Annotated in this window: 17 protein-coding genes; 7 read left to right on the top strand and 10 right to left on the bottom strand. The window is 72.7% G+C overall.

Annotated features, from left to right (window positions below; translation table 11 throughout):
- Positions 1 to 105: 105 nt before the first annotated feature.
- Genes ACTFAP_RS13455 through ACTFAP_RS13445 form a run of 3 tightly spaced genes read left to right on the top strand, consistent with a single transcriptional unit; the run spans position 106 to position 1,753 of the window.
- Positions 106 to 1,035 (top strand): serine/arginine repetitive matrix protein 2, encoded by a 930-nt coding sequence (locus ACTFAP_RS13455; protein ID WP_390118055.1) that lies wholly within the window; start codon positions 106 to 108, stop codon positions 1,033 to 1,035.
- 37 nt (positions 1,036 to 1,072) lie between these two features.
- Positions 1,073 to 1,378 (top strand): hypothetical protein, encoded by a 306-nt coding sequence (locus ACTFAP_RS13450; protein WP_390118058.1) that lies wholly within the window; start codon positions 1,073 to 1,075, stop codon positions 1,376 to 1,378.
- A 42-nt stretch (positions 1,379 to 1,420) separates the two neighbouring features.
- Complete coding sequence (locus tag ACTFAP_RS13445; RefSeq protein ID WP_390118061.1) at positions 1,421 to 1,753, top strand: hypothetical protein; 333 nt, start codon at positions 1,421 to 1,423, stop codon at positions 1,751 to 1,753.
- A gap of 95 nt (positions 1,754 to 1,848) precedes the next feature.
- On the opposite strand, the gene ACTFAP_RS13440 is transcribed toward ACTFAP_RS13445, so the two are convergent.
- From ACTFAP_RS13440 to ACTFAP_RS13400, 9 genes are all read right to left on the bottom strand, one after another.
- Positions 1,849 to 6,507 carry an FtsK/SpoIIIE domain-containing protein gene (locus ACTFAP_RS13440; RefSeq protein WP_390118064.1) on the bottom strand — a complete coding sequence of 1,553 codons (4,659 nt, stop codon included), beginning with the start codon at positions 6,505 to 6,507 and terminating at the stop codon, positions 1,849 to 1,851.
- A gap of 35 nt (positions 6,508 to 6,542) precedes the next feature.
- Positions 6,543 to 7,742 carry a hypothetical protein gene (locus ACTFAP_RS13435; RefSeq protein WP_390118067.1) on the bottom strand — a complete coding sequence of 400 codons (1,200 nt, stop codon included), beginning with the start codon at positions 7,740 to 7,742 and terminating at the stop codon, positions 6,543 to 6,545.
- Positions 7,739 to 8,296, bottom strand: a complete 558-nt coding sequence (locus tag ACTFAP_RS13430) for a sigma-70 family RNA polymerase sigma factor (RefSeq protein ID WP_390118070.1) — start codon at positions 8,294 to 8,296, stop codon at positions 7,739 to 7,741. Before ACTFAP_RS13430 ends, ACTFAP_RS13435 begins: the two co-directional genes overlap by 4 nt.
- A gap of 306 nt (positions 8,297 to 8,602) precedes the next feature.
- Positions 8,603 to 9,655, bottom strand: coding sequence for a polyprenyl synthetase family protein (locus ACTFAP_RS13425; RefSeq protein ID WP_500469200.1), 1,053 nt, complete (start codon positions 9,653 to 9,655; stop codon positions 8,603 to 8,605).
- Positions 9,652 to 10,707 carry a tetratricopeptide repeat protein gene (locus tag ACTFAP_RS13420; RefSeq protein WP_400011465.1) on the bottom strand — a complete coding sequence of 352 codons (1,056 nt, stop codon included), beginning with the start codon at positions 10,705 to 10,707 and terminating at the stop codon, positions 9,652 to 9,654. The genes ACTFAP_RS13425 and ACTFAP_RS13420 overlap by 4 nt, the downstream gene beginning before the upstream one ends.
- 116 nt (positions 10,708 to 10,823) lie before the next feature.
- Positions 10,824 to 13,385 carry a rhamnogalacturonan lyase gene (locus ACTFAP_RS13415; RefSeq protein WP_500469198.1) on the bottom strand — a complete coding sequence of 854 codons (2,562 nt, stop codon included), beginning with the start codon at positions 13,383 to 13,385 and terminating at the stop codon, positions 10,824 to 10,826.
- A 107-nt stretch (positions 13,386 to 13,492) separates the two neighbouring features.
- Positions 13,493 to 13,978, bottom strand: coding sequence for a nuclear transport factor 2 family protein (locus tag ACTFAP_RS13410; RefSeq protein ID WP_400011463.1), 486 nt, complete (start codon positions 13,976 to 13,978; stop codon positions 13,493 to 13,495).
- Positions 13,975 to 14,715: an SDR family oxidoreductase gene (locus ACTFAP_RS13405; protein WP_400011462.1), complete on the bottom strand. Its 741-nt coding sequence runs from the start codon at positions 14,713 to 14,715 to the stop codon at positions 13,975 to 13,977. Before ACTFAP_RS13405 ends, ACTFAP_RS13410 begins: the two co-directional genes overlap by 4 nt.
- Entirely contained in the window at positions 14,712 to 14,963 is a 252-nt protein-coding gene (locus tag ACTFAP_RS13400; protein WP_030732250.1) for an Atu4866 domain-containing protein, read from the bottom strand. Before ACTFAP_RS13400 ends, ACTFAP_RS13405 begins: the two co-directional genes overlap by 4 nt.
- A 126-nt stretch (positions 14,964 to 15,089) precedes the next feature.
- Here ACTFAP_RS13400 and ACTFAP_RS13395 point away from each other — a divergent pair, with 126 nt between their 5' ends.
- Complete coding sequence (locus ACTFAP_RS13395; protein WP_500469196.1) at positions 15,090 to 15,998, top strand: helix-turn-helix transcriptional regulator; 909 nt, start codon at positions 15,090 to 15,092, stop codon at positions 15,996 to 15,998.
- Positions 15,999 to 16,057: 59 nt separating this feature from the next.
- Positions 16,058 to 16,924 carry a GNAT family N-acetyltransferase gene (locus tag ACTFAP_RS13390; protein WP_500469194.1) on the top strand — a complete coding sequence of 289 codons (867 nt, stop codon included), beginning with the start codon at positions 16,058 to 16,060 and terminating at the stop codon, positions 16,922 to 16,924.
- A gap of 235 nt (positions 16,925 to 17,159) precedes the next feature.
- On the opposite strand, the gene ACTFAP_RS13385 is transcribed toward ACTFAP_RS13390, so the two are convergent.
- A complete protein-coding gene (locus ACTFAP_RS13385) occupies positions 17,160 to 17,891 on the bottom strand; it encodes a TetR/AcrR family transcriptional regulator (protein WP_500469192.1) in 732 nt (243 codons plus the stop codon).
- A gap of 227 nt (positions 17,892 to 18,118) precedes the next feature.
- Between ACTFAP_RS13385 and ACTFAP_RS13380 the strand changes: the two genes are divergently transcribed.
- Together ACTFAP_RS13380 and ACTFAP_RS13375 are read left to right on the top strand one after the other, a co-directional pair.
- Entirely contained in the window at positions 18,119 to 20,338 is a 2,220-nt protein-coding gene (locus tag ACTFAP_RS13380) for an MMPL family transporter (RefSeq protein ID WP_500469191.1), read from the top strand.
- Positions 20,339 to 20,656: 318 nt separating this feature from the next.
- Entirely contained in the window at positions 20,657 to 21,607 is a 951-nt protein-coding gene (locus tag ACTFAP_RS13375) for an aldo/keto reductase (RefSeq protein ID WP_500469189.1), read from the top strand.
- Positions 21,608 to 21,621: the final 14 nt, after the last annotated feature.

Below are 21,621 nucleotides of genomic sequence, written 5' to 3'. Positions count from 1 at the left end.
GCACCCGGCGGAGCCGGAACGCGGCACACCTCACGCCACGGTGTTGAACCTTCTTCCCGGCCGGCGCGTAGAGAGGGCAGCACCCGAGGAACGTCCGGAGGACCCGTGGCCGACTTCTCCATCGACTACAGCCAGCTGCACACCGTGCAGGAGAAGATGCGTTCCCTGGCGGACGAGGCCGGATCCGGCGGCGGGGACGGCAAGTTCAAGGAGCTCGGCGAGGGAAGCCTCGGCGACGCGCAGAACGTCTTCGGCAACCGGTCGCTGGCCGCCGCCTTCCAGACCTTCTACAGCCGTTCCCGCAGCCGCACCAAGCAGGCCAAGGACGGGCTGACCGAACTCGCCGACACCTTCAAGGGCGTCTCGGACTACTGGTTCGACACCGACGCCAACATGGCGGCCGGGGGCGGCGGTGACGCCCAGCGCGTGGAGTTCAACGACTGGGTCAACGCCAAGGAGGCCCACGACAAGTGGCTCGACGACAAAGAGGCATGGGACAACATGCTGGAGGACATCGGGGCGACCGAGTATTTCGAGGAGAACCCCGACGACTCCATCCGGCAGGTGTGCAGCGGGGCCGACGCGCCCGACTTCTGTGAGGCGTGGCGGGAGCTGGAGGCGGAGGGGAACCACGCCCTCAAGCCCGGTGACGAGCCCCCGAAACCCGAGGGTGACAAGCCGCCGACCGAGTACACGTACACGGACGACGAGGGCACGGTGAAGGTCACGCTCGAATACGACGATGACTACAACATCACCAAGCAGACCTCGGAGATCAGCAACCCGAACGGCCTGTCCTACACCTCGGAGCAGGAATTCGACGGGCCGGCCAAAGAGGTCACCGTCGACGGTGAGAAACGCACCATCCAGGACTACACCATGACCACCACCTACGGTGACGGCACCGAGAGTGTGGCCGTGGTGAAGTGGAACGACGACGGTACCGGAACCATGGAAGTCACCTCCGACGACGAGGTGACCAAGTACACCCACAACGGCAAGAAGGACGCCGAGTGGAAAGAGGTCGAGGACTAGCCCTCGTCACGTCAGCGAATGAAGGAGAGAACCACTCATGGCTGCCAACATCAGTCTGGACTACGCCGAGATCGAGCGGGTGTGCGGTGTCCTGGACGACGCCGTCGACAGCACGCTCGTGCCGCGCATGCAGGAAGCGCAGAAAGAGGTCGAAGCCCTGCTCAACAGCGGCCTGGTGCTGACCGCGACCAGCCCGGCGCTGGAGGCCAAGTACGAGACGTTCACCACGAACCTCATCGCCGGCGCCAACGCCATCAAGGAGTACGCCAACCAGTTCAAGGAGATCAAGAAGTCCATCGAGAACATGGACGCCGACATGGCCGAGAAGATCAACGCCGGCTGATTTCCCTGTCGCACGCACCACTCACCACCACCGGAGAACCCCATGGCGAATGATGTCGTCTTTGATTACGACGCGATCGAGACCACCGCGTCGACGATGGGCAACAAGCTCGCGGATATCGCCGCCGAGCTGACGAACCTCAAGACCACCGTGGCCAATCTGCTCCAGAACGGTCTGGTCTTCGAGAAGGCCAGCCCCGCGATGACCGACGCGTACAACCAGTTCAGCAACCAGCTGGACGCCTCGGCCAAGAACATCGACGAATACGCGAAGATGTTCCAGAACTTCGCGACCGAGATGGCGAACTCGGACGACCAGATCACCAACGACGTCAACGCCGCCGCCGCCGAGGCCGCCGCCAACGCCGAGGGCTGATCCCGCCCGGCCGACCGCGCGCACACGAACGGCCGCCCCCTTCCTCCCGGGGGCGGCCGTTCGTGGTGTCCGCGGCGCGCGCGGACGCCGGCGCGTCAGCCGTCCAGCACCGTCAGCGGAATCTGCACCGCGACGGCGTGGCCACCCGACCCGGAGGTCCAGCCGCGGCCCTCCGGCAGCGCGGACCGCACCTGCTCCGACGACAGCCGCGAGCCGATCAGATCGCCCTCGCCGATCGTCTTGGGCCCCAGCAGCACGCCGCTGCGCGAGCGCCGCGCGGCGCCCATCCAGCCCAGCGAGGAGATGGACTCGGCCGGACCGGCCAGCAGCAGCCCCCGGCCCTGGTCGCGGCCCGAGGTGGCCACCGCCCGCAGCACCCGGTCGGCGCGGCAGTTGGCCAGCATGTCCGCGTCGTCCACCACGACGACCACCGGCCGGCCCGAGACCTCCTCCAGCGCCTCGGTCAGCTCCTCCGCCGACGGGTCGGTGTCCGTCATCACCTTCGCCAGCTCGTGCACGCCCAGCCGGCGCAGCTGCGAGCCACGCGGGGTGATCACCACCAGCGAGGTGCCGCCCAGCAGCAGCGACACACTCATCGCCGCCAGCGTGGTGGAGCGGCCCGAGCGCGGCGGACCCGCCACCACGAAGCTGCCGCCGCCCGCCGCGAAGTCGTAGCCCAGCGGTACGCCGGCGTCGCCGCCGATGCCCAGCAGCGCCCACAGCGGACGCCGCCGCTCGGCCGGCAGCTGCTCCATCGCCTCGGTGAAGCCGATCAGCGCGGGCAGCTGCCCGATCCGGAACGGGCGGCGCGCCTGCGGCACCTTGGTGTCCCGCTTGCTGGTCCGCCGGCCGACGGCGCGCAGCGCCTCGCCCTGGTCGGCCGCCGGATCGCCGTCGCCCTCCTGGGGCAGCAGGCCGATCTGGGTCTCCACGCCGGCCGGCGCCATCCAGCCGCGGCCCGGCGGCACATGCCCGGGCACCTTCCCGCGCGCCATGCCGACCAGGTGGTAGTCGCTCGGGTCGGTCTGCCGCAGCAGCAGCCGCCGGTCGTTGTGCGCGGCCATCCGGCCGCCCAGCAGCAGCCGCTCGGAGGTGGCGATGACATGGATGCCCGCCGCCTGGCCCTCGCGGACCAGCCGGATGACGTCCGTGTACATCCGGCCGCCGTCGTAGTCGTCGATCATCGCGCTGAGCGCGTCCCAGCCGTCGATGAGCAGCAGCAGATGGGCCGGCCGCTGGTCCTTCGGCAGCTTGGCGCGCAGCTCGGTGAGGCTGGAGCAGCTGTGCTGGGACACCGCACGCTGCCGGGAGTTGAGTTCGGTGACCAGCCGGCTCACCAGCCGCTCCAGGCGCTCGCTGTCGTGCCGGTCGACGACCGCCCCGCAGTGCGGCAGCGTCTCCAGCGCGGCGAGCCCGCCGCCGGCCGAGTCGATGCCGTAGATGTGCAGATCGGCGCTGCTGACCGCCATGGCGGCCGAGCCGGCGACGGTGCGCAGCACCTGGGTACGGCCCGAGCGCGGGGCGCCGATGACGTACAGGTGGCCGAAGGTGGCGAAGTCGATGGTGCCCAGCCGCCGGTCCTGGAACTCGGGCAGGTCCAGCAGCCCGTACGGCACCAGCGGCAGCCCGCCGGGGGTCTCCGGCGCCTCGGTGGGCGGAAGGTCCTCCAGCCGCAGTTGTTCGGACAGCGGCGGCAGCCAGGGGCTGGGCTGCTCGGTGTAGCCCGGCAGCTGCGCGGCGGCGGTCGTGATGGCGTGGACGAGGGCGAGCAGATCGGTGGGGCGCTCGACCGGGACCGGGCGCTGGGCCTCGGGGAGGTCGTCGTCGTCCGGGCCGAGATCGGTGGGGCGGCCCAGGCCGCTCCAGGTCAGCTCGGCGGCGCGGACGGTGCGCCCGGGTGCCGGTGCCTGCGGCCCGTCCTCGTCGACTCCCTGCTCCGGCGCGGGGTCGGCGTCGGTGCGCTCGGCGCCGACCCAGGCCGTCTGGAACGGGGTCGGGTTGTTGTGGCCACGGCGCAGCAGTGCCCGCCCCGGGTTGCCGGCGGAGATGGCCGCGGCGTCCGGGTTGTTGATGATGTCCTGGCTCTCGGAGCGGTCGGTGACGCGCAGCGCGATCCGCAGGTTGGTGTTGGCCTTGATCTCGTTGTTGACCGAGCCGCCGGGCCGCTGGGTGGCCAGGATCAGGTGGAGGCCGAGCGAACGGCCCCGCTGGGCCAGGGAGATCAGCCCGGGGACGAAGTCCGGCAGTTCCCGTACCAGGGTGGCGAACTCGTCGATGACGAGCAGCAGCCGGGGCAGGGCGGGCAGCCGCGGGTCGCGGGCGCGCTTGAGCCGGTACTCGGCGTGGTCCTTGGCCTCGACGTCCGCGAGCAGCTGCTCGCGGCGGCGCAGTTCGGCCTCCAGGGAGGCGAGTGCGCGCTGGACGAGGTGCCCGTCCAGGTCGGTGATCATGCCCAGGGTGTGCGGCAGCAGGGCGCATTCGCGGAACGCGCTGCCGCCCTTGTAGTCCACCAGCACGAAGGCGAGTTCGTCGGGCCGGTTGGCGGCGGCCAGCGAGGCGATCATCGTCTGGAGCAGTTCGGACTTGCCGGATCCGGTGGTGCCGCCGATCAGTCCGTGCGGGCCGTCGCGCACCAGGTCGATGCGGAGGGGGCCCTCGTACCCCTGGCCGAGGGTGAACGTGGTGGAGGCGGGGCGCCGGGCCCAGGTCTGGAGGAGCGCCTGCGGGTCCGGCGGTTCCTGGTCGATCAGCGGCAGCAGCCGGACGTCGGCCGGCAGCCCGGAGTCGGCGTCCACCGTCACGTCCCGGACGGGGGCGATCGCGCGGGCGACCTCCTCGCACCATTCGCTGGTCACCAGGTCGGCGCGGACGCCCTCGACGGTGGGCAGCCCGGAGATGCGGACGGTCAGGGTGTCCTTGTCCGCGGCCGTGGTGTCGGAGGACGCGGTGGTGATGACGGCGGTGCACTCCTCGGGCAGCAGCCGTTCCCGCTCGTCCAGGCAGACGCTGAAGATCCGCACGCCCGGCCCGGCGGTGAGGACCTCGATGATGCCGGGGACGTCGCGCAGCCGCCGGGAGCCGTCCAGGATCACCAGGGTGTCGGGGAAGTGCATCAGGGTGCGGCCCAGCGCCGAGGTGGCGGCGTCGGTCCTGGCCTTGATGTCGGCGACGAGTTCGTTGACGCGGTGCGCGGTGGACTCGGGGTCGTTGCCGACCGAGATCACGGTGGCGGAGGCGGCGGCCGGCCGGTCCTGGCGCAGATGCGGCAGCCACCGCACCCAGCTCCAGGTGTCCGCGTGCTCGTTGCTGGTGAGGACGACGATCCGCAGGTCGCGCGGGCTGTGCAGGACAGCGGACTGCGCGACGGCCCAGCACGCCACCCGGCGCGGGCCCGCGCCGGGGCCGGTGATGCCGACGACGCCCAGCTGCGTCATCTCCACGCAGTACGGCACGTCCGCCAGCCGCCAGTGCACGCTCGTGTGGTTGCTCTCGCGGGCGGTGTCGTTGATCTGTTTGAGCGAGGCGCGGGCGATGGTGCCCATCCGCAGCGCGAGATGGTCGGGGTCGCGGCGGCGCCGCTCCCACAGCTGGTGGCCGGGGCCGGTGGCGGTCAGCAGCAGGGACGCCGGGTCGGGGAACGTGTCGTTGCGCAGGACGCGTTCGGCGACGGTCGCGTTGCGGACCTCCAGCTCCAGCGCGGCGCGGCGCAGCCGGAACAGCCGCAGCTGCTCCTCGTACTGCTTGCGTCCGCTGCGCCGGCCGACCAGCCAGTTGCCGATCGCCATGATCGGGGTGAAGAAGACAAAGACGACGAAGAAGAACGTGCGGAAGAGGCTGACCATCACGAAGCCCATGACGAGCGGGGCGATCAGCATCAGGAACGGGAAGGGCCGGTTGCCGCGCTTGGCGGGCGGACCGGCCATCCGCATGGACTCGGCGTCCAGGTGCGGGGCGATGCGCGGCGGCCGGTTGTACTCCACGGCCAGGCCGTCGGGCGAGGGGTTGGTGGCGGCGTCCGGCTCGAACGGGGTGCTCAGGCGCAGCAGATGGTCGCCGAGCGACAGGTCGGCCCAGGCCGGCCACTCCTCCTCGCCGTCGTCGGGCTCCGGCAGCTGGTGCACGGGGGGCAGCGGCGGCGGGGCGGGCTGGCCGTCGGGGCCCGGTGGGGGCGGCGCCACGGAGTGCCCGCCGGGGCCGCCGTCCTGGGTGCCCGCGGGCTCCTCGGCGGTGAGCGGGGTGCCGGTCTCGGGGTCGACGGGCGGCGGCGGGGTGAGGGAGCGCAGCCCGCAGCGGTCCGGGTCGGCCTCCTCGGGCAGCCGGTAGCTGACGCCGCCGTCGGCGGCGACGGTGATCCAGGTGCCGCGTTCGGGGGCGCCGCCGCCGTCCAGGCGCAGGGCGCAGCCGCGGTCGGTGCCGATCTCGTGGCTGCCGGGGCCGAGCAGCCAGACGTGGCCGGCGCCGGGGCCCGAGACATGGCGGACCTCGATCAGCGGGGCGTCGGTGGCGTGCGGGGCCCAGGCGCGGGTGAGGGAGCGCCCATCGCGGGAGGCGGGGGCGTCCACGCCGAGCAGGGCGCCCTCGCGGATGCCGCTGGCGCCCAGGGTGGCGTCGGGGTCGAGCTGCCGGTCGCCGAGGTAGAGCTGCCCGGCGCCGAGTACGGAGCCGAGGTCGGCGACGGTGGCGTCCTCGGGGACGTCCAGCAGGTGGTCGGTGGGCGGGCCGTCGGGGACGGCGGTGGAGACGGTCAGTTTCACGGGAGTCCAGCGGCGTCGGGCGCTCTCGGCTCAGCTCAGGGCTGCGGGGAGCGGCTGGTGGTGGAGGGGGCGGTGCCTGCGGTGGCGTCGGCGGCGGGGCCCGCGGAGGTCTCGCCGGCCTCCGCGTCCGCCACGGATTCGAGCGGGGTGGCGGCGCTGCGGCCGAGCGGGACTTCCTCGGGTTCGGCCTTGCGGGTCTTGACGAGGGTCGTCTGCTGCTGTTCCTGGCCCTCGGCCTCCTCGAAGAGGTCGCTCGCGGCGTTGCCGGTGGGCGGGGCGGGCGGCAGGACGGGTGGGATGTGGGGCAGGACGCGGGCCAGCGCGCGGCCCAGGGCGTCGAAGAACGGCAGCAGCGGGGTGCCGGTGACGTACACGCGGGAGTGCCGGTCGGCGAGGAGCCGGCGGACGTGTCCGCGGCCGGGGCCGGTGACGATGACGCGCGGGACGGTCAGGTCGGCGGACGGTGGCGCGCTCAGCTCCACCGGCAGCGGGTCGGGCAGTTCGGTGGCGATGAGCACGGGTGCCAGGCCGAAGTGCGGTTCGGTCTCGCGGGCGGCGCGGTAGGCGTTGCGCACCGGCTCGCCCTGGTGGTTGCGGTGGACTCCCTCGGCGACGGTGACCAGACCGGCCGGCAGCCGTACGTCCAGCTGGGCGGCGATGGCCTGGAGCAGGGCGGCGGCGGCGCGCTGGTCGCCCTCGATCGCGAACTGCTGGGGCCCGGTGGCCAGATCGAGGAAGACGGCGCGTCCGGTGCCGTCCTCGCTGGCGCCGAGCGCGACGATCACGGGGCGGACGGCGTCCGGGTCGGGGGTGACGGCGGGGAGTTCGGTGCGGTCGATGGTCCAGGTGCCGGCCTCGGAGGAGTCGGCGAGCAGGACGGTGACCTCGCGGTCGTCCACGAGCGCGGCGTACGGGCGGGCGGGGGCGGCCTCCTGACGGGCGCGGACCAGGGCGCGTTCGGCGTCCCGCCAGGTGAGCGGGGCGCCCAGGTGGTGGACGAGGCGCCGCAGCCGGCGCTGGTGCTGGAACCAGGCGCGGAAGGGGGCGGCGAACGCGTTGCGGGTCACGGCCAGTTCGCGCTTGACGCGGGCCCAGGCGGCCTTCCAGCCGCCCATCCGCATGGCGATGGCCCGCAGGATGAGGAAGACGATCAGCAGCGCGCCGATGATCCCGCAGATGCGGAAGATCGTGTCACGGTGCGTGCTGAAGAACTCAAAGGGATCGGTGTTTCTCATGCCGCGGCATTCTCCCGTCGCATCTCGCGGCGCATGGCCAGCAGAGCGTAGTGGGTACGGGACTTGACGGTCCCCTGGGGGACGCCGATGGCGCGGGCCGCATCGGCGCGGGACCGGTCGCACAGGTGCACCTGGACGAGGACCTCGCGGTGTTCGGGGGTGAGGCGGGCAAGCGCTCCGTGCACCACATGGCGGTCGACGACGGCGTCGGCCATGTCGGGCTCCGTGCAGCGCTGGAGCATCGGTGCCGGGACCACACCCATGGGGACGGTGCGGTCACGGCGGTGGGCGTCCACCGCGAGGTTACGCGCGACGGTGTACAGCCAGGCGACCAGGCGGTCCTCGTCGTAGTCGATCTCGTGCTCGGCGGCGCCCGTTCGCGCGGACTGCCGCACGGCCAGGCGCCATACCCGGAGCATGGTCTCCTGCACGATGTCCTCAGCGCGGTGGGGGTCTCCCAGAGTCAGCCGGTTCACGTAGCGCAGCAGCCGGGCACGGTACGCGCTGCTGAGCCGGTCCAGCAATTCGCCTGGGTCGCGTTGAGCGGTACGCATGGGTCTGCTCCATCCTCAGCGTCTCGGCGTGGAGAGCGTATTCATGTCCGCGTCCATGTTTCTCCAGTTGGAGGGGAAAATCCCGGCCAATAAGCTCAGATGTAGCTCAGATTTTTGTTTACCGATACCTGGGAGACTTTGCGGGCGGGCGGCATACGGGCAGTGCGCGGCTGGTAACAGGCGGCGGCGCGTGTGACGTTGCGGTAAACCCGCAGGCAGGGCGCCGATGGGCGGTGCCTGGCGCGGCCACGGCGGGCGCGCGGGGGGCCGGGTGACGGTGCGCGGAATTCTCCGCGCACCGGTTGTTCAGCCGCGGCGGGTGGTGAGATATGAAAGAAGGCTGCGGATTTCCCCGGCGGGGCCGGGTGCCAGCGGCACCGCGCGCAGCGACCGGTGGGCCAGGGCCAGTTGCCGGTCCGCCTCGGCGAGCGCGGCGGCGCGCCCGCCGGCCGCCTCGATCAGGGCGGCGGCGTACCGGGCGTGTTCGTCGCCCAGCGGGTCCGTGTCCAGCACGGCGGCCAGGGCCCGGGCGTCCGCACGGTCGGCGGACAGGGCCAGCAGCACCGGCAGGGTCTTCTTGCCCCGCCGGAGATCGCCGTACACGGGCTTGCCGGTGACCGCCGGGTCGCCCCAGATGCCCAGCACGTCGTCGATGGCCTGGAACGCCACCCCGGCGTGCAGCCCGGCGCGGCGCAGCGCGTCGACGGTACGGGGCGGGGCGCCGCCGAGGGCCGCGCCCAGCGCGGTGGCGCAGCCGAACAGCGCGCCGGTCTTGCGGCCCGCCATGCCCAGGTACGCGTGCGGGGTGACGGCGCCCTTGCCGCGCCAGGGCGCCTGCTCGAACCGGAGGTCCTCGGCCTGGCCGTGCACCAGGTCGCGCAGGGCGCCGATCAGGTGCCGTACGGCGGTGGCGGTGTGCGGGCCGCCGCCGGCGGCGAGGGTCTCCAGGGCCAGGCTGTGGAGCGCGTCGCCGGCGAGCACGGCGGGCCCTGTGCCGTACGCCTTCCACACGGCCGGGCGCGCTCTGCGGTGTTCGTCGCCGTCCATGATGTCGTCGTGGACCAGGGAGAAGGTCTGCACGAGTTCCACGGCGACGGCGCCGGGGACGGCGGTGGCCGGGGCGGCGCCGACGGCTTCGGCGGCCAGCAGGGTCAGGGCGGCGCGGATGCCCTTGCCGTCCGGGGTGTGGGTGGCCATCTCGTGCAGCCAGGGGTGCAGTTGGCGCAGTGCGCGGTCCAGGGCGGGGGCGGTGGCGGCCCGGGTGCGGGCGAGGATGTCGGCCGCGGTGGTGTTCGGGGCCGTGGGGGTCGTGGGGGTGGTGGCCGTGGGGGCTGTCGTGGGGGTGAGTTCGCGGATCATGGGGCGGCCTCCGCGGGGGCGGGCGCGGGCGTGGGCAGTTCGGCCAGTGCTTTGTCGGTCATGGCTCTGGCGTGGTACAGCCCGATCCGCTGGAAGAGGGTGCGCAGTTCCCGCAGTTCGGCGGCGGTCTCGTCCGGGCCGCGCTGCCCCAGCCGGTGCAGGGTCTTGGCCAGTCCGAGCCGGCACAGGGCCTGGCCGCGCAGCTCGTCGATGGCGCGGAACTCGGCGAGCGTCTCCTCGTAGCCGCGCTTGGCCTGCCGGTAACGGCGGGCGCGGAAGAGGACGTTGGCGCGCATTTTGTGGTTGTAGGCGAGCGCGGAGGTGAGGTTCATCCGGCGGCAGGCCCGTTCGGCCTTCTCCAGGATGCGCAGCGCGCGGTCGGCGTCGCCGTCGCGGACCGAGACGATGTCGGCGATGCCGCGCTGGGCCCAGGCCCAGCCGCGCCGGTCATCGGCGCCCCGGGCGATCTCGGCGGCCTCCTCGAAGAGGGCGAGCGCGCGGTCGAAGTCTCCGGTGTTGCGGTGGATCTGGGCGATCCCCTCCAGCGCCCAGACCGTGTGCCGGGCCTCGCCGCGCTTGCGGGCCTCGGCGAGGAGCTGTTCGTGCAGCCGGCCGACGGCTTGGTAGTCCCCCTGTATTCGGCCGGTTTCGGCGAGCCCGGCGAGTGAGTAGCCGCGGGCGACGACGTCGTCGCCGCGTTTGCCGAGATCGGCGGCGAGGGTGAGCAGCCGGCGGGCGAGTGGCAGCGCGCCGCGCTGCCGGGCGAGGGTGCCACCGCTCCACATGGCCCAGGCCATGGCGCCGAGGTCGTCCGCGGCGCGGGCGGCACGGTAGCTGGCCTTCCACGCGGCGTCCGCCTCGGCGACCTGGCCGAGGCGGCGCCGTGCCTCGGCGACGCCGAGTCCGGCACGGGCCACTTCGCGCCGGTCGCCGGAGGCTTCGGCGATCTGGAGTTGTTCGCTCGCCGCACGCAGGACATCGGTGAGCGAGGAGTTGACCGACAGGGAGTTCAGGGCGCCCTGATATTCGGGCGCGAACGCGTTGGCGTACATGCGGAGCGACTATACACGAGGTGTATACTCAGTATGTATAGCCGTTGTGGTGGTCCGATGATGAGACGCGCCGGAGCCCCGAACGGCTCCGGCGCGCCATGAATTTCAGACGTTCATCACCGCAACTGGCTGATCAGCACCTGCGCCCGATGGCCCAGCGCGGCCCGCGCGCCGTCCGACACCGAACGCTTCGGCGCCTTCTCCAGCTGCCACGCGAACGACTCCAGCGCCGCCACCGCGCCCCGCGCGCTGCCGGCCTGCTCCCACTGCACCTTGGCCACCAGCAGCGGCACCGACAGCAGGATCCCGGTCACCCGGTCGACGTCCCCGGCCCGGACGAACCCGTCCAGCGCGTCCTTCAGCGCGCTCACCCCGCCCGGCGTCACGTAGTCCGGCACCGGGACGTCCGCCCAGTCGGTGTCGGAGGCGAAGTAGAAGCTGGGGTAGGACGGCTGGTTGTAGGTGGTCTGCTGACGCGCCACGTCCACCCGGTACTGCGGGTCGTGCATCAGGGTGTACAGCTTGCGGTCGGTGACCTCCGTGCTCGTGTAGACACGGATCGCCGAACTGTCCTCGGTCCGCACCAGCAGTTCCTCGCGCCAGTCGCCGAAGATGTCGGCCACCAGGGACGGGTTGCCCTTGGTGTGGTTGTTGGTGAGGGTGCCGGTGGCGGTCAGCAGCGTGCCGCGCTGCCAGTCCTCGATGGTCGGGGTGACATCGATCGCGCCGTCGACCAGCTGCGTGGTCATGTCGCCGGACCAGCGGATGCTCATGTTGGTGCCGGGGGTCTGCGAGCCCAGCCGCTCACCGCCGGCGCTCCACAGCCCGATCCCCGAACCCCACGTCTCCAGACCGGGGCGGGAGGGGTCGATGTCCCCGATCATGCCGCGCCCGGTGTCCACGCCGGTGTAACCGCCGTACAGCACCTCGCCGGTGGCGGCGTCGCGCAGCGCGTACCCGTACGGGGCCCACGGCCCGCCCTCGTGGACGGTGTAGATCTCCAGGCCGGGGCGGTCCGGGTCGATGTCGGCGACGTGCATGGCGTCACCGTGGCCCAGCTTCACGTACTCGCCCGGGACGCTGGACTCCGGCGGGCCGAAGTCGTAGGAGCTGTAGAGCAGCGAGCCGTCGTGGTCCAGGGTCGCCGAACCGTAGACGATCTCCTGCTTGCCGTCGCCGTCCACATCGGCCACGGACAGCGAGTGGAAGCCCTGGGTGGTGAGGGTGCCGTACTCGGGGTCGGTGCCCTCGACGCCGTGCGGGCCGTCGTTGAACGGGTTGGACATCGGGGTCCAGCCGCTGTCCACGTACCAGTCCTCGGTCAGCCGGTGGCCGTCCCAGCGGTAGGCGACGACGGTGGAGCGGGTGTAGTAGCCGCGGGCGAACACGGCGGAGGGGTGCGTGCCGTCGAGGTACGCGACGCCGGACAGGAAGCGGTCGACCCGGTTCCCCGGCTCGATGCGGTTCATCGCGTAGTCGCCCCACATGAGCCCGTCGTCGTGACGGCCGGGCTTGTACGCGATGGTCTGCAGCTCGGCGCCGGTCAGGCCGTTGAAGACGGTCAGGTACTCGGGCCCGTCGACGATGAAGCCCTCGAAGTTCCGCAGCCGGTTGTTGGCGCTGCGCGAGGGGGCGTAGACATCGATGAAGTAGTCGGTGAGTTCGGCGGCGTCGGCGGCCGACAGCGGGTAGCTGTGGCTGAACTCGTCCTCGGCGCCCAGCGCCTCCTCGACGGTGGCCGGCCAGTTCCCGGCGACGACCTCGGGGTGCTCGTGCCAGCCCCGGAAGATGCCGGCGAGGTGCTCGGCGTAGTCCTCGGCGCTCATCCGGTAGTCGTCACCGTGCCCGTAACCGGCGCGAACGTCCTCGCGGGGCATGGTGATGTACTTCGTGGAGAGGGCGCGGCCGTCCTTCCCGTACCGGGTGATCTTGGTGCCCGGCGCGGTCTTGAACATCATCTCCGAGCGGCCGTCACCGTCGAAGTCGTACACCAGGAACTGGGTGTAGTGGGCGCCCGCCCGGATGTTGACGCCCAGGTCGATACGGTGCAGGAGGGTGCCGTCGAAGCGGTAGGTGTCGATGTAGACATTGCCGGTGTAGCCGACCTGGGAGACGTCCTTGGAGTTGGACGGGTCCCACTTGACGATGAACTCGTACTGGCCGTCGCCGTCCACGTCGCCGACGCTCATGTCGTTGGCGCGGTACGTGTACGCCTCGCCGGCCGGGGTCACGCCGTCGGCGGGCTTGCGCAGCGGGATGTCGTAGTAGCCCTCGGACCAGGGGGAGACGGCGTCGCTGCGATCCACCTCGGTGCCGCCGACGAGGGCGGCGACCCGGTACGAGGCGCCGTCCTGTCCGTCCGGGTCGAGGAAGTTGGTGCTGTCGGTGACGGTGGCGATGGCCTCGCCGTCCCGGTACACCCGGAAGTCGGCGCCGGTCATGCCGTTCTCCCCGGCCCCGGTCACCTCGTGGCCGAGCAGCCGCCAGCTGAGGAACACGCCCTCGTCGGTGGCGACGGCCACCAGGCCCCGGTCCAGCTCCTCCAGTTGGAGGGCGGCGGAGCCGGCGCCTGAGCCGGAGCCCGGGGCTGCGGCCCCGGGCCCGGCGGCACCCGCCAGCAATCCGCCGACGAGCGCCGCCGTGACGGCGACGGCTCGCGTTCTTCCGTACGGTCTCATGGGAACGTCCCTTCCACGACCGATGATTGAATCGTCTCAATAAACGGCCGAGACGCTACGGTGCCCCCTGCACACCGTCAACCCTTTGCGCACAAAAGACGAGGACTTCACTCAAAGGCGCGCAATGGATCCTCTCCGTCCGTCCAGTGGACGCCGAGCCGCTGGCGCGCCACCAGCCAGCCGCGCCCGGGATCACGGCGGAACTCCCAGTCGTACGGGCCACCCATCGCGTACGGGGCCGCGGCCGCCCCCGGAGCGGGCCCGCCGACCGCGACGAACCACATGTAGCCGATCCCCGTCGCCCGGTCGCCCGCCGCGCCCCCGCCCACCTCCACGTGCAGGTTGAGGATGTGGTGCTGCATGGCGGCGTACGGCGACTCCGCCTCCTCCACCCGCGCCCGGATCGCGTCCCGCCCGCGGATCTCCCCCCACGGCCCGAACTCCAGCACCGCGTCCTCGGCCCAGCAGGCGCTCCACGTCTCCCAGTCCCCGCGATCCAGCGCCCGCCACCCCCGCATCAGCAGCGCGCGCACCGCCTCCTTGTCCTCCAGCACCCCGAGCCGGCGCTCCAGCGCCGCGAGACGATCACTCACTGGGCACTCCCCACGGGACGCACGACGATCTCATTGACATCGACCTCGCGCGGCTGGGCCACGGCGTACCCGATCGCGTCCGCGACGGCCGAGGCCGGCAACGCCACCGCCCGGTACGCCGCCATGGCCGCCCGGGCGACCGGATCGGAGATGCCGTCCGCCAGCTCCGACTCGGTCACCCCGGGAGAGACCAGCGTGACCCGCACCCGCCCGCCCGACTCCTGGCGCAGCCCCTCGGAGATCGCCCGCACCGCGAACTTGGTCGCGCAGTACACGGCGGCGGTCGGCGAGACCTCGTACGCCCCGACCGAGGCGACGTTGACGAGATGCCCGCCGCCCTCCTGCTCCCGCATCAGCGGCAGCGCGGCGGCGATGCCGTGCAGCACGCCGCGCAGATTCACATCGATCATGCGGTCCCACTCGTCGGTGCGCAGCGCGTCCAGGGGCGACAGCGGCATCACCCCGGCGTTGTTCACCAGGACATCCAGCCGCCCGAAACGGGTATGGGCGCCGGAGACGAAGTCCCGTACGGACGCGGCGTCCGTGACATCGAGCGGCCGGTACGCGGCGGTTCCCCCCGCCGCGTTGATCTCCTCGGTGAGCGCGGCGAGCCGGTCGGTGCGCCGGGCGCCCAGGAACACCCGGTGCCCGTCGGCGGCCAGCCGCCGGGCGGTCGCCTCGCCGATCCCGCTGCTCGCGCCGGTGACCGCCACCACCTTGGCCGTTGTGCGGGTCATCGCGTCGTCCTCTCCCGGTGGAGGACGAGGTGCTCGTGGTACAGCACGCCGCCCCGGATGTCGCCGGTCGCCGTGAACCCGGTGTCGTCGACGTAGTCGATGTGGTCACCGGTCACCGTGTAGCGGCCGGTGTACGCGCCGCGGCGCCCGCCGCGGGCCTCCTCGTACCGGCCGTCGGCCCGCAACTCCTGGCGGATGTGACCGTCGGCGGTCACCCACAGGCCGACCACGCTTGTGTGGTCCGTCATGCCGGACTCCCTTCGCTGGCTGTCACGGCCCAGCCTGGGGTGGGCGGGCGGTGCCGGCCAGGACGGTCGTTGCCGGGGTGCGGCACACCCAGGCGGCGCCGGGCGGGGCGGCCTAGCCTGGAGAACATGACCGGCGACCGTTCCCCGTCCGGGGCCCCGCGCCCCTCGTCCCCGTCCCCTTCCGGATCCGGCAATCACCTGGGCGACTTCCTGCGGGCACGCCGGGCCGGCCTGGGCCCGCAGGACGTGGGCATGCCGAGCTACGGGCAGCGCCGGGTGCCCGGACTGCGCCGCGAAGAGGTCGCCGTCCTGGCCGGGGTGAACGCCGACTACTACGCCCGCCTGGAACAGGGCCGCGAACGCCACCCCTCCGCCCAGATCCTCGACGCGCTCGGCGACGCCCTGCGGCTGGACACCGACGCCCGCGCACACCTGCACCTGCTGGCCGGCACCACACCGGGTCACCGGTTCACGCGGCCCGCCGAGGAACGGGTCGCCCCCGCGCTGCGCGACCTCATCGACGGCTACCCCGGCGCCCCCGCGTTCGTCATCAGCCACACCCTGGACATCCTGGCGGCCAACGCCCTGGCCCAGGCCCTGCACTCCCCCTTCGGACAGCCGGACAACCTGGCCCGGATGGCGTTCCTCGACCCGGCGGGGCGGGACTTCTACACCCGCTGGGACGCCACGGCCGAAGCGCTCGCGGGCCACCTGCGCCAGGCCGCGGGACCCGATCCCGACCATCCGCGCCTGCGCGCCCTCGTCCGCGAACTGACGAGCCGCAGCCCGGAGTTCAGCCGACTGTGGAACGCCCACACCGTCCGGGGCAAGACCCGGGCGGCCAAGCACCTCCACCACCCGGACGTCGGCCCGCTGACCCTGACCTACCACGCGTTCGACGTGCGCGAGACCCCCGGCCGGCAGTTGATCATCTACCAGGCTGCTCCCGGTTCCGCCGCCGCGCAGGCCCTGACCCTGCTGGGCACCCTCCACGCCACGTCGCGGGGCGCCACGGGCGGGACCGGCTCCCCCTGAGGACCACCGGCGGGTAAACCGGGTGCGGACCGCCGCGCCGGTGCGCTGTGATGAGGCCCATGACGATCGCCTTGCGCACGCCGGAGACCGACGGACTGACCGAGGCCGTGGACGCGCTGCGGCAGTGGCAGGACGACGGGCAGCCGATCCAGCTGCACCCCGGGGACCTGGGCTGGTTCTGGCGGTTCGGGGCCCGGGCGACGGCCGCCGCGGTCCGCACCTGGAGCCGGGGCGGACGGATCCTCGCCGTCGGACTGCTGGACGGGCCCCGGCTGTTCCGGGTGACCACCGCCCCCGATGTGCGCCGCGACGAGGAGTTGGCGCGGCGGCTGGTCGACGACGTGACGCGCCCGGAACGGGGCGTGCTCGGCCCCGGGACGGCGGACGTCGAGGCCCCGATGGACTCCCCGGTCCACGACCTGCTGGCCGAACGGGGCTGGCACGCCGGCGAACCGTGGACGCCACTGCGCCACGACCTCACCGGGCCGGTGCCGGACCCCGGCGTACGGATCGAGGTGGTCCGGCCGGAACGGGTCGGTGACCGGGTCGCCGTGCAACGGGCGTCCTTCGACAGCTCGACCTTCACGGACCAGCGCTGGCACGCGATGGCGGCCGGAGTGCCGTACGCGGACGCCCGCTGCCTGGTCGCGTACGACGAACGGGGCGCGGCCGTCGCGACGGTGACGGTCTGGTCGGCAGGGCCGGGGCGGCCCGGTCTGCTGGAGCCGCTGGGCACCCACCGCGACCACCGCGGGCGCGGCCACGGCCGGGCGATTGCCGTGGCCGCGGCGGTGGCCCTGCGCGAACTCGGCTCCTCCAGCGCACTGGTGTGCACCCCGACCGCCAACACCGCGGCCGTCGCCACGTACGTGTCGGCGGGCTTCCGCGAACTCCCCGGAACCCGGGACAGCCACCGGGAGGGTTAGCGGCCGGCCCGCCCATGACGACACGGGTGCGTGTCACCACGGGTAGGTCGACCGATCGCCGCGCCGAAAGCCCGGCAGGTGCCACGGGCCCGCGCGGGCCGGCGGTACGCGGCCGGGCCGGGCGTTCTCCGTGCGCACCGCGCACCTCGGGCGCGGACGGCCGCCGCACCGCCGTCCGCCGGCCCGACGCAGCCCGTGACCAGGGGCAGCGCGTGCGATCCCGGGGCGCGCCGGCTCACCCTCCGGGTGAAGCGATCCGGCGGTAGGTGTCCTCCACCATCGTGCGCATCGACATGCGGAAGATCTCCGCCTGGTGCTCCGGGCCCACGAACGCGGTGTGGCCGAACACCTCCAGGACGATGAGCCCGTGCATGTGCCCCCACATGCTGAGCAGCAGCGATGTCGCGGGGGTCGGCAGGACGCCCGCCCCCAGCAGGTTCAGGTGGGCGCGGAGTTCGGGTGAGAGCGGCGGGACGTCGGCCGCGGCGAGCTGTTCGGGGGTGAAGCCGCCGAACAGTTCGTGCTCGAAGGTCGCGCTGATCCGGCGCACCGCCTGGGTGGTCGGCCCGTCCGGCGGCGCCGAGTAGCCGCGCAGCGGTGTCCCGTACAGCAGTTGGAACAGCTCGGGGTGGGTGAGGGACCACCGCCGGTAGCCCTCGATGCCGGCCAGCACGCGGGCCACGACCTCGCCGTCCGGCACGGCGTCCACGGCGTCCCGCACGGCGTCGCCCAGATCGTCGTAGGTCTTGGTGATGAGCCCGGTGATGAGGGCGTCCCGGTTGGGGAAGTAGTGGTAGAGCGACTGCACGCTCATCCGGAGATCGCGGGCGATCCCGCGCAGGGACAGACCTTCCGGCCCCTTCCGGATGATCTGGCGCTCGGCGGTCTCCAGGATTTCCCGGGTGGCGGTGGCCCGCCGCCTCTCGCGCAGGGAGAGCGGGGGCTTCGCGTCGTCGTCTGCCGGCATGCGGCGACCCTATGCCGCTCCCGCCGGGTGACAAACGTGCGGGGGTGTCAGGCAAATCTGACACTCCCGCATCCGTGCCGGGCTCACTAACGTCGTGCCGGCGACGAGGAGTGCGTCACCGCACCCGCCTGTGATCAGGGCGAAGTGCCCCCGCGGAGCACCCTGTCGGCTTCCCCGCAGTCACCCCGCTGCCGTATCCCGCTTCACCCTGCGCGTTTTTAAGGAGAATGTACGTGTTTGACCGTATAGCCGAGCTGGCGATCCGCCGGCCCCGGCTCGTACTCATCGCCGCCTTCGTGGCCGTGCTCGTGATGGGCGCCGTGGGCGGCGGCGCGTTCGAGAAGCTGCGGGGCGGCGGGTTCGACGATCCGGCGTCCTCCTCCACCCGCGCCGGGGAGCTCATCGAGGAGAAATTCGGCGGCGGCACCAATCTGATCCTGCTGGTCGGCGCCCCGGAGGGCGTCGACGACCCGGCCGCCAGGGAGAGCGGCGAGGCGCTCCTGGCCGAACTGCGCGCGGAGGAGCACCTCGCCAACATCGTCTCCTACTGGGACACCGGCAGCCCGGACCTGCGCTCGCGGGACGGCAAGGGCGCCATCGTCCTCGTCCATGTGGCGGGCGACGAGATGGAACTCGAGGAGAACACCGACGCCGTCATCGACACCTACACCGGCACGTACGACGGCACGCTGACCGTACGCGCCGGGGGCGGCGCCGCCGTGGGCTCCGACATGTCCACGCAGGTGGTCGACGACCTCATCCTGGCCGAGATCATCGCCGTTCCGCTGGTGCTCCTGCTGCTCCTGGTCGTCTTCGGCAGCGTCGTCGCGGCCCTGCTGCCGCTGGTCATCGTGGTCATCGCCATCGCAGGAACGTTCGCGCAGCTGGCGGTCCTCGGCTCGATCACCGAGGTGTCGATCTCCGCGACCAACCTGACGACCGCACTGGGTCTTGGCCTGGGCGTCGACTACGCGCTGCTGATGACCAGCCGGTTCCGCGAGCAACTCGCCGCCGGGGCCCGGGTCGAGGACGCCGTGCGGCAGACGGTCTCCACGGCGGGCCGGACCGTCGCGTTCTCCGCCGCGACGGTGGCGGCGGCGCTGGGCACCCTGCTGGTCTTCCCGCAGTACTTCCTGCGCTCGATCGGGTACGCCGGCGTCGGGGTCGTGGTCATCGCGGCCGTCAGCACCCTGTTCGTCATGCCGGCGCTGTTCATGGTCCTGGGGCACCGGGTGAACAAGGGCCGGATGCCCTGGGCTAAGGCGGGGGTCCGCGACGCGGGCGGCTCGCTGTGGGGGCGGCTGGCCCGTACCGTCATGCGCCGTCCGGTACTCACCGCGCTGCCGGTCCTCGCGGTGCTGGTGGCGGCCACGGCCCCGCTGCTCGGCATCACCTTCGGCGTCCCCGACGAGCGGGTGCTGCCCACCGGCGCCGAGAGCCGTCAGGTATCCGAGGCGCTGCGGAACGACTTCGACGGCAACGACGACGCCGCCGTGCACGTCGTCATCGACCGGGGCGTGGGTCAGGACGAACTGGCCGCGTACGCGGTCGAACTGTCCGCGCTGCCGGGCGTCGTCCGGGTCGAGACCAGCGCGGGCACCTTCACCGACGGGGAGTCCGCGGCCACGGCCCCCGGCAACCCCGGTCTCGGCCGGCCCGACGCGGAACGGATCACCCTGGTGAGCGGGCTGGCCCCGGCGTCCGACGCCGCGCAGGACCTGGTCAGGGAGGTCCGCGCGGTGAACGGCCCGGACGGGTCCCAGCCGCTGGTCGGCGGCTCGGACGCGGCGCTCATCGACTCCAAGGACTCCATCGGCGAACGGATCCCGCTCGCCCTGGGCCTGATCGCCGTCACCACCTTCATCCTGCTGTTCCTGTTCACCGGCAGCGTCGTGCAGCCGCTGCGCGCCCTGGTCCTCAACATGATCACCCTGGGCGCCACCCTCGGCGTGATGACCTGGATCTTCCAGGACGGCAACCTGTCCTCGCTGCTCGGCTTCACCCCGCAGCCGATGGAAGTCGCCATGACGGTGCTGATGTTCTGCATCGCCTTCGGCCTGTCGATGGACTACGAGGTGTTCATCACCAGCCGGATCAGGGAACTCCACGACGCCGGCGCGGACAACGAGACGGCCGTCGCCGACGGCCTCGGGCACACCGGCCGCATCGTCACGGCCGCGGCCCTGCTGCTCGCGGTGAGCTTCTTCGCGTTCGGCACCTCGCAGATCAGCTTCATGCAGATGTTCGGCCTGGGCAGCGGGCTGGCGATCCTGCTGGACGCCGTGGTGGTGCGCGGCGTGCTGGTGCCGGCCTCGATGCGCCTGCTGGGCCGCTGGAACTGGTACGCGCCGGGCCCGCTGCGCAGGGTCCACGCCCGGATCGGCCTGCGCGAGGGCGGCACCGCGCCGGAGCCGGCCCCGGCGGTGAAGGAGACGGCCGGGGTCTGATCCGGTCACCGGCTCCGGGTCCGCCGGACGTCCGCCCCCGCCGTACCGGGGGCGGGCGGGTTCAGGCCGGCGGACCCGGGACAGCGGGCGGCACCCCGGGGGAGGGGTGCCGCCCGCTGTCATCGCGCGACCCAGCCGCCGAAGGTGTTGATGTTCTCCTCGCCCGCGCGCCGCCGAACCCGCGCCAGCACGGGCCTCGTGTCCACGGGCACCGGGTGATGACCGCCGATTTCTGCCGTTGCGCGGATATTCTCTGCCGCATGATGTACCGCCCGGCGAGGGCCCCGCGCACCCCGTTCACCGAAGGAGCTCCCGCCCATGCCCGCTGAACTGGTGCTCGGCACCATGACCTTCGGCGACACCGTCGACGCGGCCGGTGCCGCCGCCATGCTCGATCTCGCCGAGGAAGCCGGCATCACCCAGCTGGACACCGCCAACGTGTACGCGGGCGGGGCCTGCGAGGAGATGCTGGGCGCACTGCTGGCGGCCGGCGGGCGCCGCGAGCGGTTCGCGGTCGCCTCCAAGGCGGGGATGCCGCACGAGGACGCCGCCGGGGCCGCCCCGCTGTCCGCCGGCGCGCTGCGGCGCAGCGTCGAGGGCAGCCTGCGGCGGCTGCGCACCGACCGCCTCGACCTCTTCTACCTGCACAAGCCGGACCGGGAGACGGCGATCGGCGAGACCCTGGACGCCCTCGCGGCACTGGCGGCGGAGGGCCTCATCGGGGAGGTCGGTGTCTCCAACCACTCCGCCTGGCGCATCGCCGAACTCCGCGCCGAGGCACGGCTGCGCGGCGCCCCCGTCCCGGGGGTCTCGCAGTCGCTGTACAACCTCGTCGCGCGGCGCATCGAGGAGGAGTACGCGGAGTACGCCGCGTCGGCCGGGATCGCCACCATCGTCTACAACCCGCTGGGCGGCGGGCTGCTGACCGGGCGGCACCGGTTCGGGGAGCCGCCGGAGCACGGAAGGTTCCGGGACTCGCGGCTGGCGGCGCTGTACCGCGAGCGGTACTGGGACCAGCGGTTGTTCGCCGCTGTCACCGAACTGACGGTGGTCGCGGACGGGCTCGGTATCCCGTTGCCCGAACTGGCGCTGCGCTGGCTGGTGGACCGGCCGCTGGTCACCGGGGTGCTGATCGGCGCCTCCACGCCCGGTCAGCTGCGCGCCAACATCACGTCGGCCGGGCGCGGCCCGCTGCCGGCCGAGGCCCTGGACCGCATCGACGCCGTCTGGCACACCCTGCGCGGCCCGGCCCCGGCGTACCACCGCTGACCGGCCGGCGCGCC

The sequence above is a fragment of the Streptomyces sp. PH9007 genome, from assembly GCF_059813725.1.
The sequence above is the reverse complement of the archived record's forward strand: the minus strand, read 5'-3'. Positions and strand labels throughout refer to the sequence as shown.

Bases quoted from the DNA above. Each gene is read 5' to 3' on its own strand.
- ACTFAP_RS13395 (WP_500469196.1), top strand. From the start codon at position 15,090: ATGACCGGCGACCGTTCCCCGTCCGGGGCCCCGCGCCCCTCGTCCCCG.
- ACTFAP_RS13405 (WP_400011462.1), bottom strand. From the start codon at position 14,715: ATGACCCGCACAACGGCCAAGGTGGTGGCGGTCACCGGCGCGAGCAGC.
- ACTFAP_RS13400 (WP_030732250.1), bottom strand. From the start codon at position 14,963: ATGACGGACCACACAAGCGTGGTCGGCCTGTGGGTGACCGCCGACGGT.
- ACTFAP_RS13430 (WP_390118070.1), bottom strand. From the start codon at position 8,296: ATGCGTACCGCTCAACGCGACCCAGGCGAATTGCTGGACCGGCTCAGC.
- ACTFAP_RS13415 (WP_500469198.1), bottom strand. From the start codon at position 13,385: ATGAGACCGTACGGAAGAACGCGAGCCGTCGCCGTCACGGCGGCGCTC.
- ACTFAP_RS13380 (WP_500469191.1), top strand. From the start codon at position 18,119: ATGTACGTGTTTGACCGTATAGCCGAGCTGGCGATCCGCCGGCCCCGG.
- ACTFAP_RS13450 (WP_390118058.1), top strand. From the start codon at position 1,073: ATGGCTGCCAACATCAGTCTGGACTACGCCGAGATCGAGCGGGTGTGC.
- ACTFAP_RS13385 (WP_500469192.1), bottom strand. From the start codon at position 17,891: ATGCCGGCAGACGACGACGCGAAGCCCCCGCTCTCCCTGCGCGAGAGG.
- ACTFAP_RS13425 (WP_500469200.1), bottom strand. From the start codon at position 9,655: ATGATCCGCGAACTCACCCCCACGACAGCCCCCACGGCCACCACCCCC.
- ACTFAP_RS13445 (WP_390118061.1), top strand. From the start codon at position 1,421: ATGGCGAATGATGTCGTCTTTGATTACGACGCGATCGAGACCACCGCG.
- ACTFAP_RS13390 (WP_500469194.1), top strand. From the start codon at position 16,058: ATGACGATCGCCTTGCGCACGCCGGAGACCGACGGACTGACCGAGGCC.
- ACTFAP_RS13375 (WP_500469189.1), top strand. From the start codon at position 20,657: ATGCCCGCTGAACTGGTGCTCGGCACCATGACCTTCGGCGACACCGTC.
- ACTFAP_RS13435 (WP_390118067.1), bottom strand. From the start codon at position 7,742: ATGAGAAACACCGATCCCTTTGAGTTCTTCAGCACGCACCGTGACACG.
- ACTFAP_RS13420 (WP_400011465.1), bottom strand. From the start codon at position 10,707: ATGTACGCCAACGCGTTCGCGCCCGAATATCAGGGCGCCCTGAACTCC.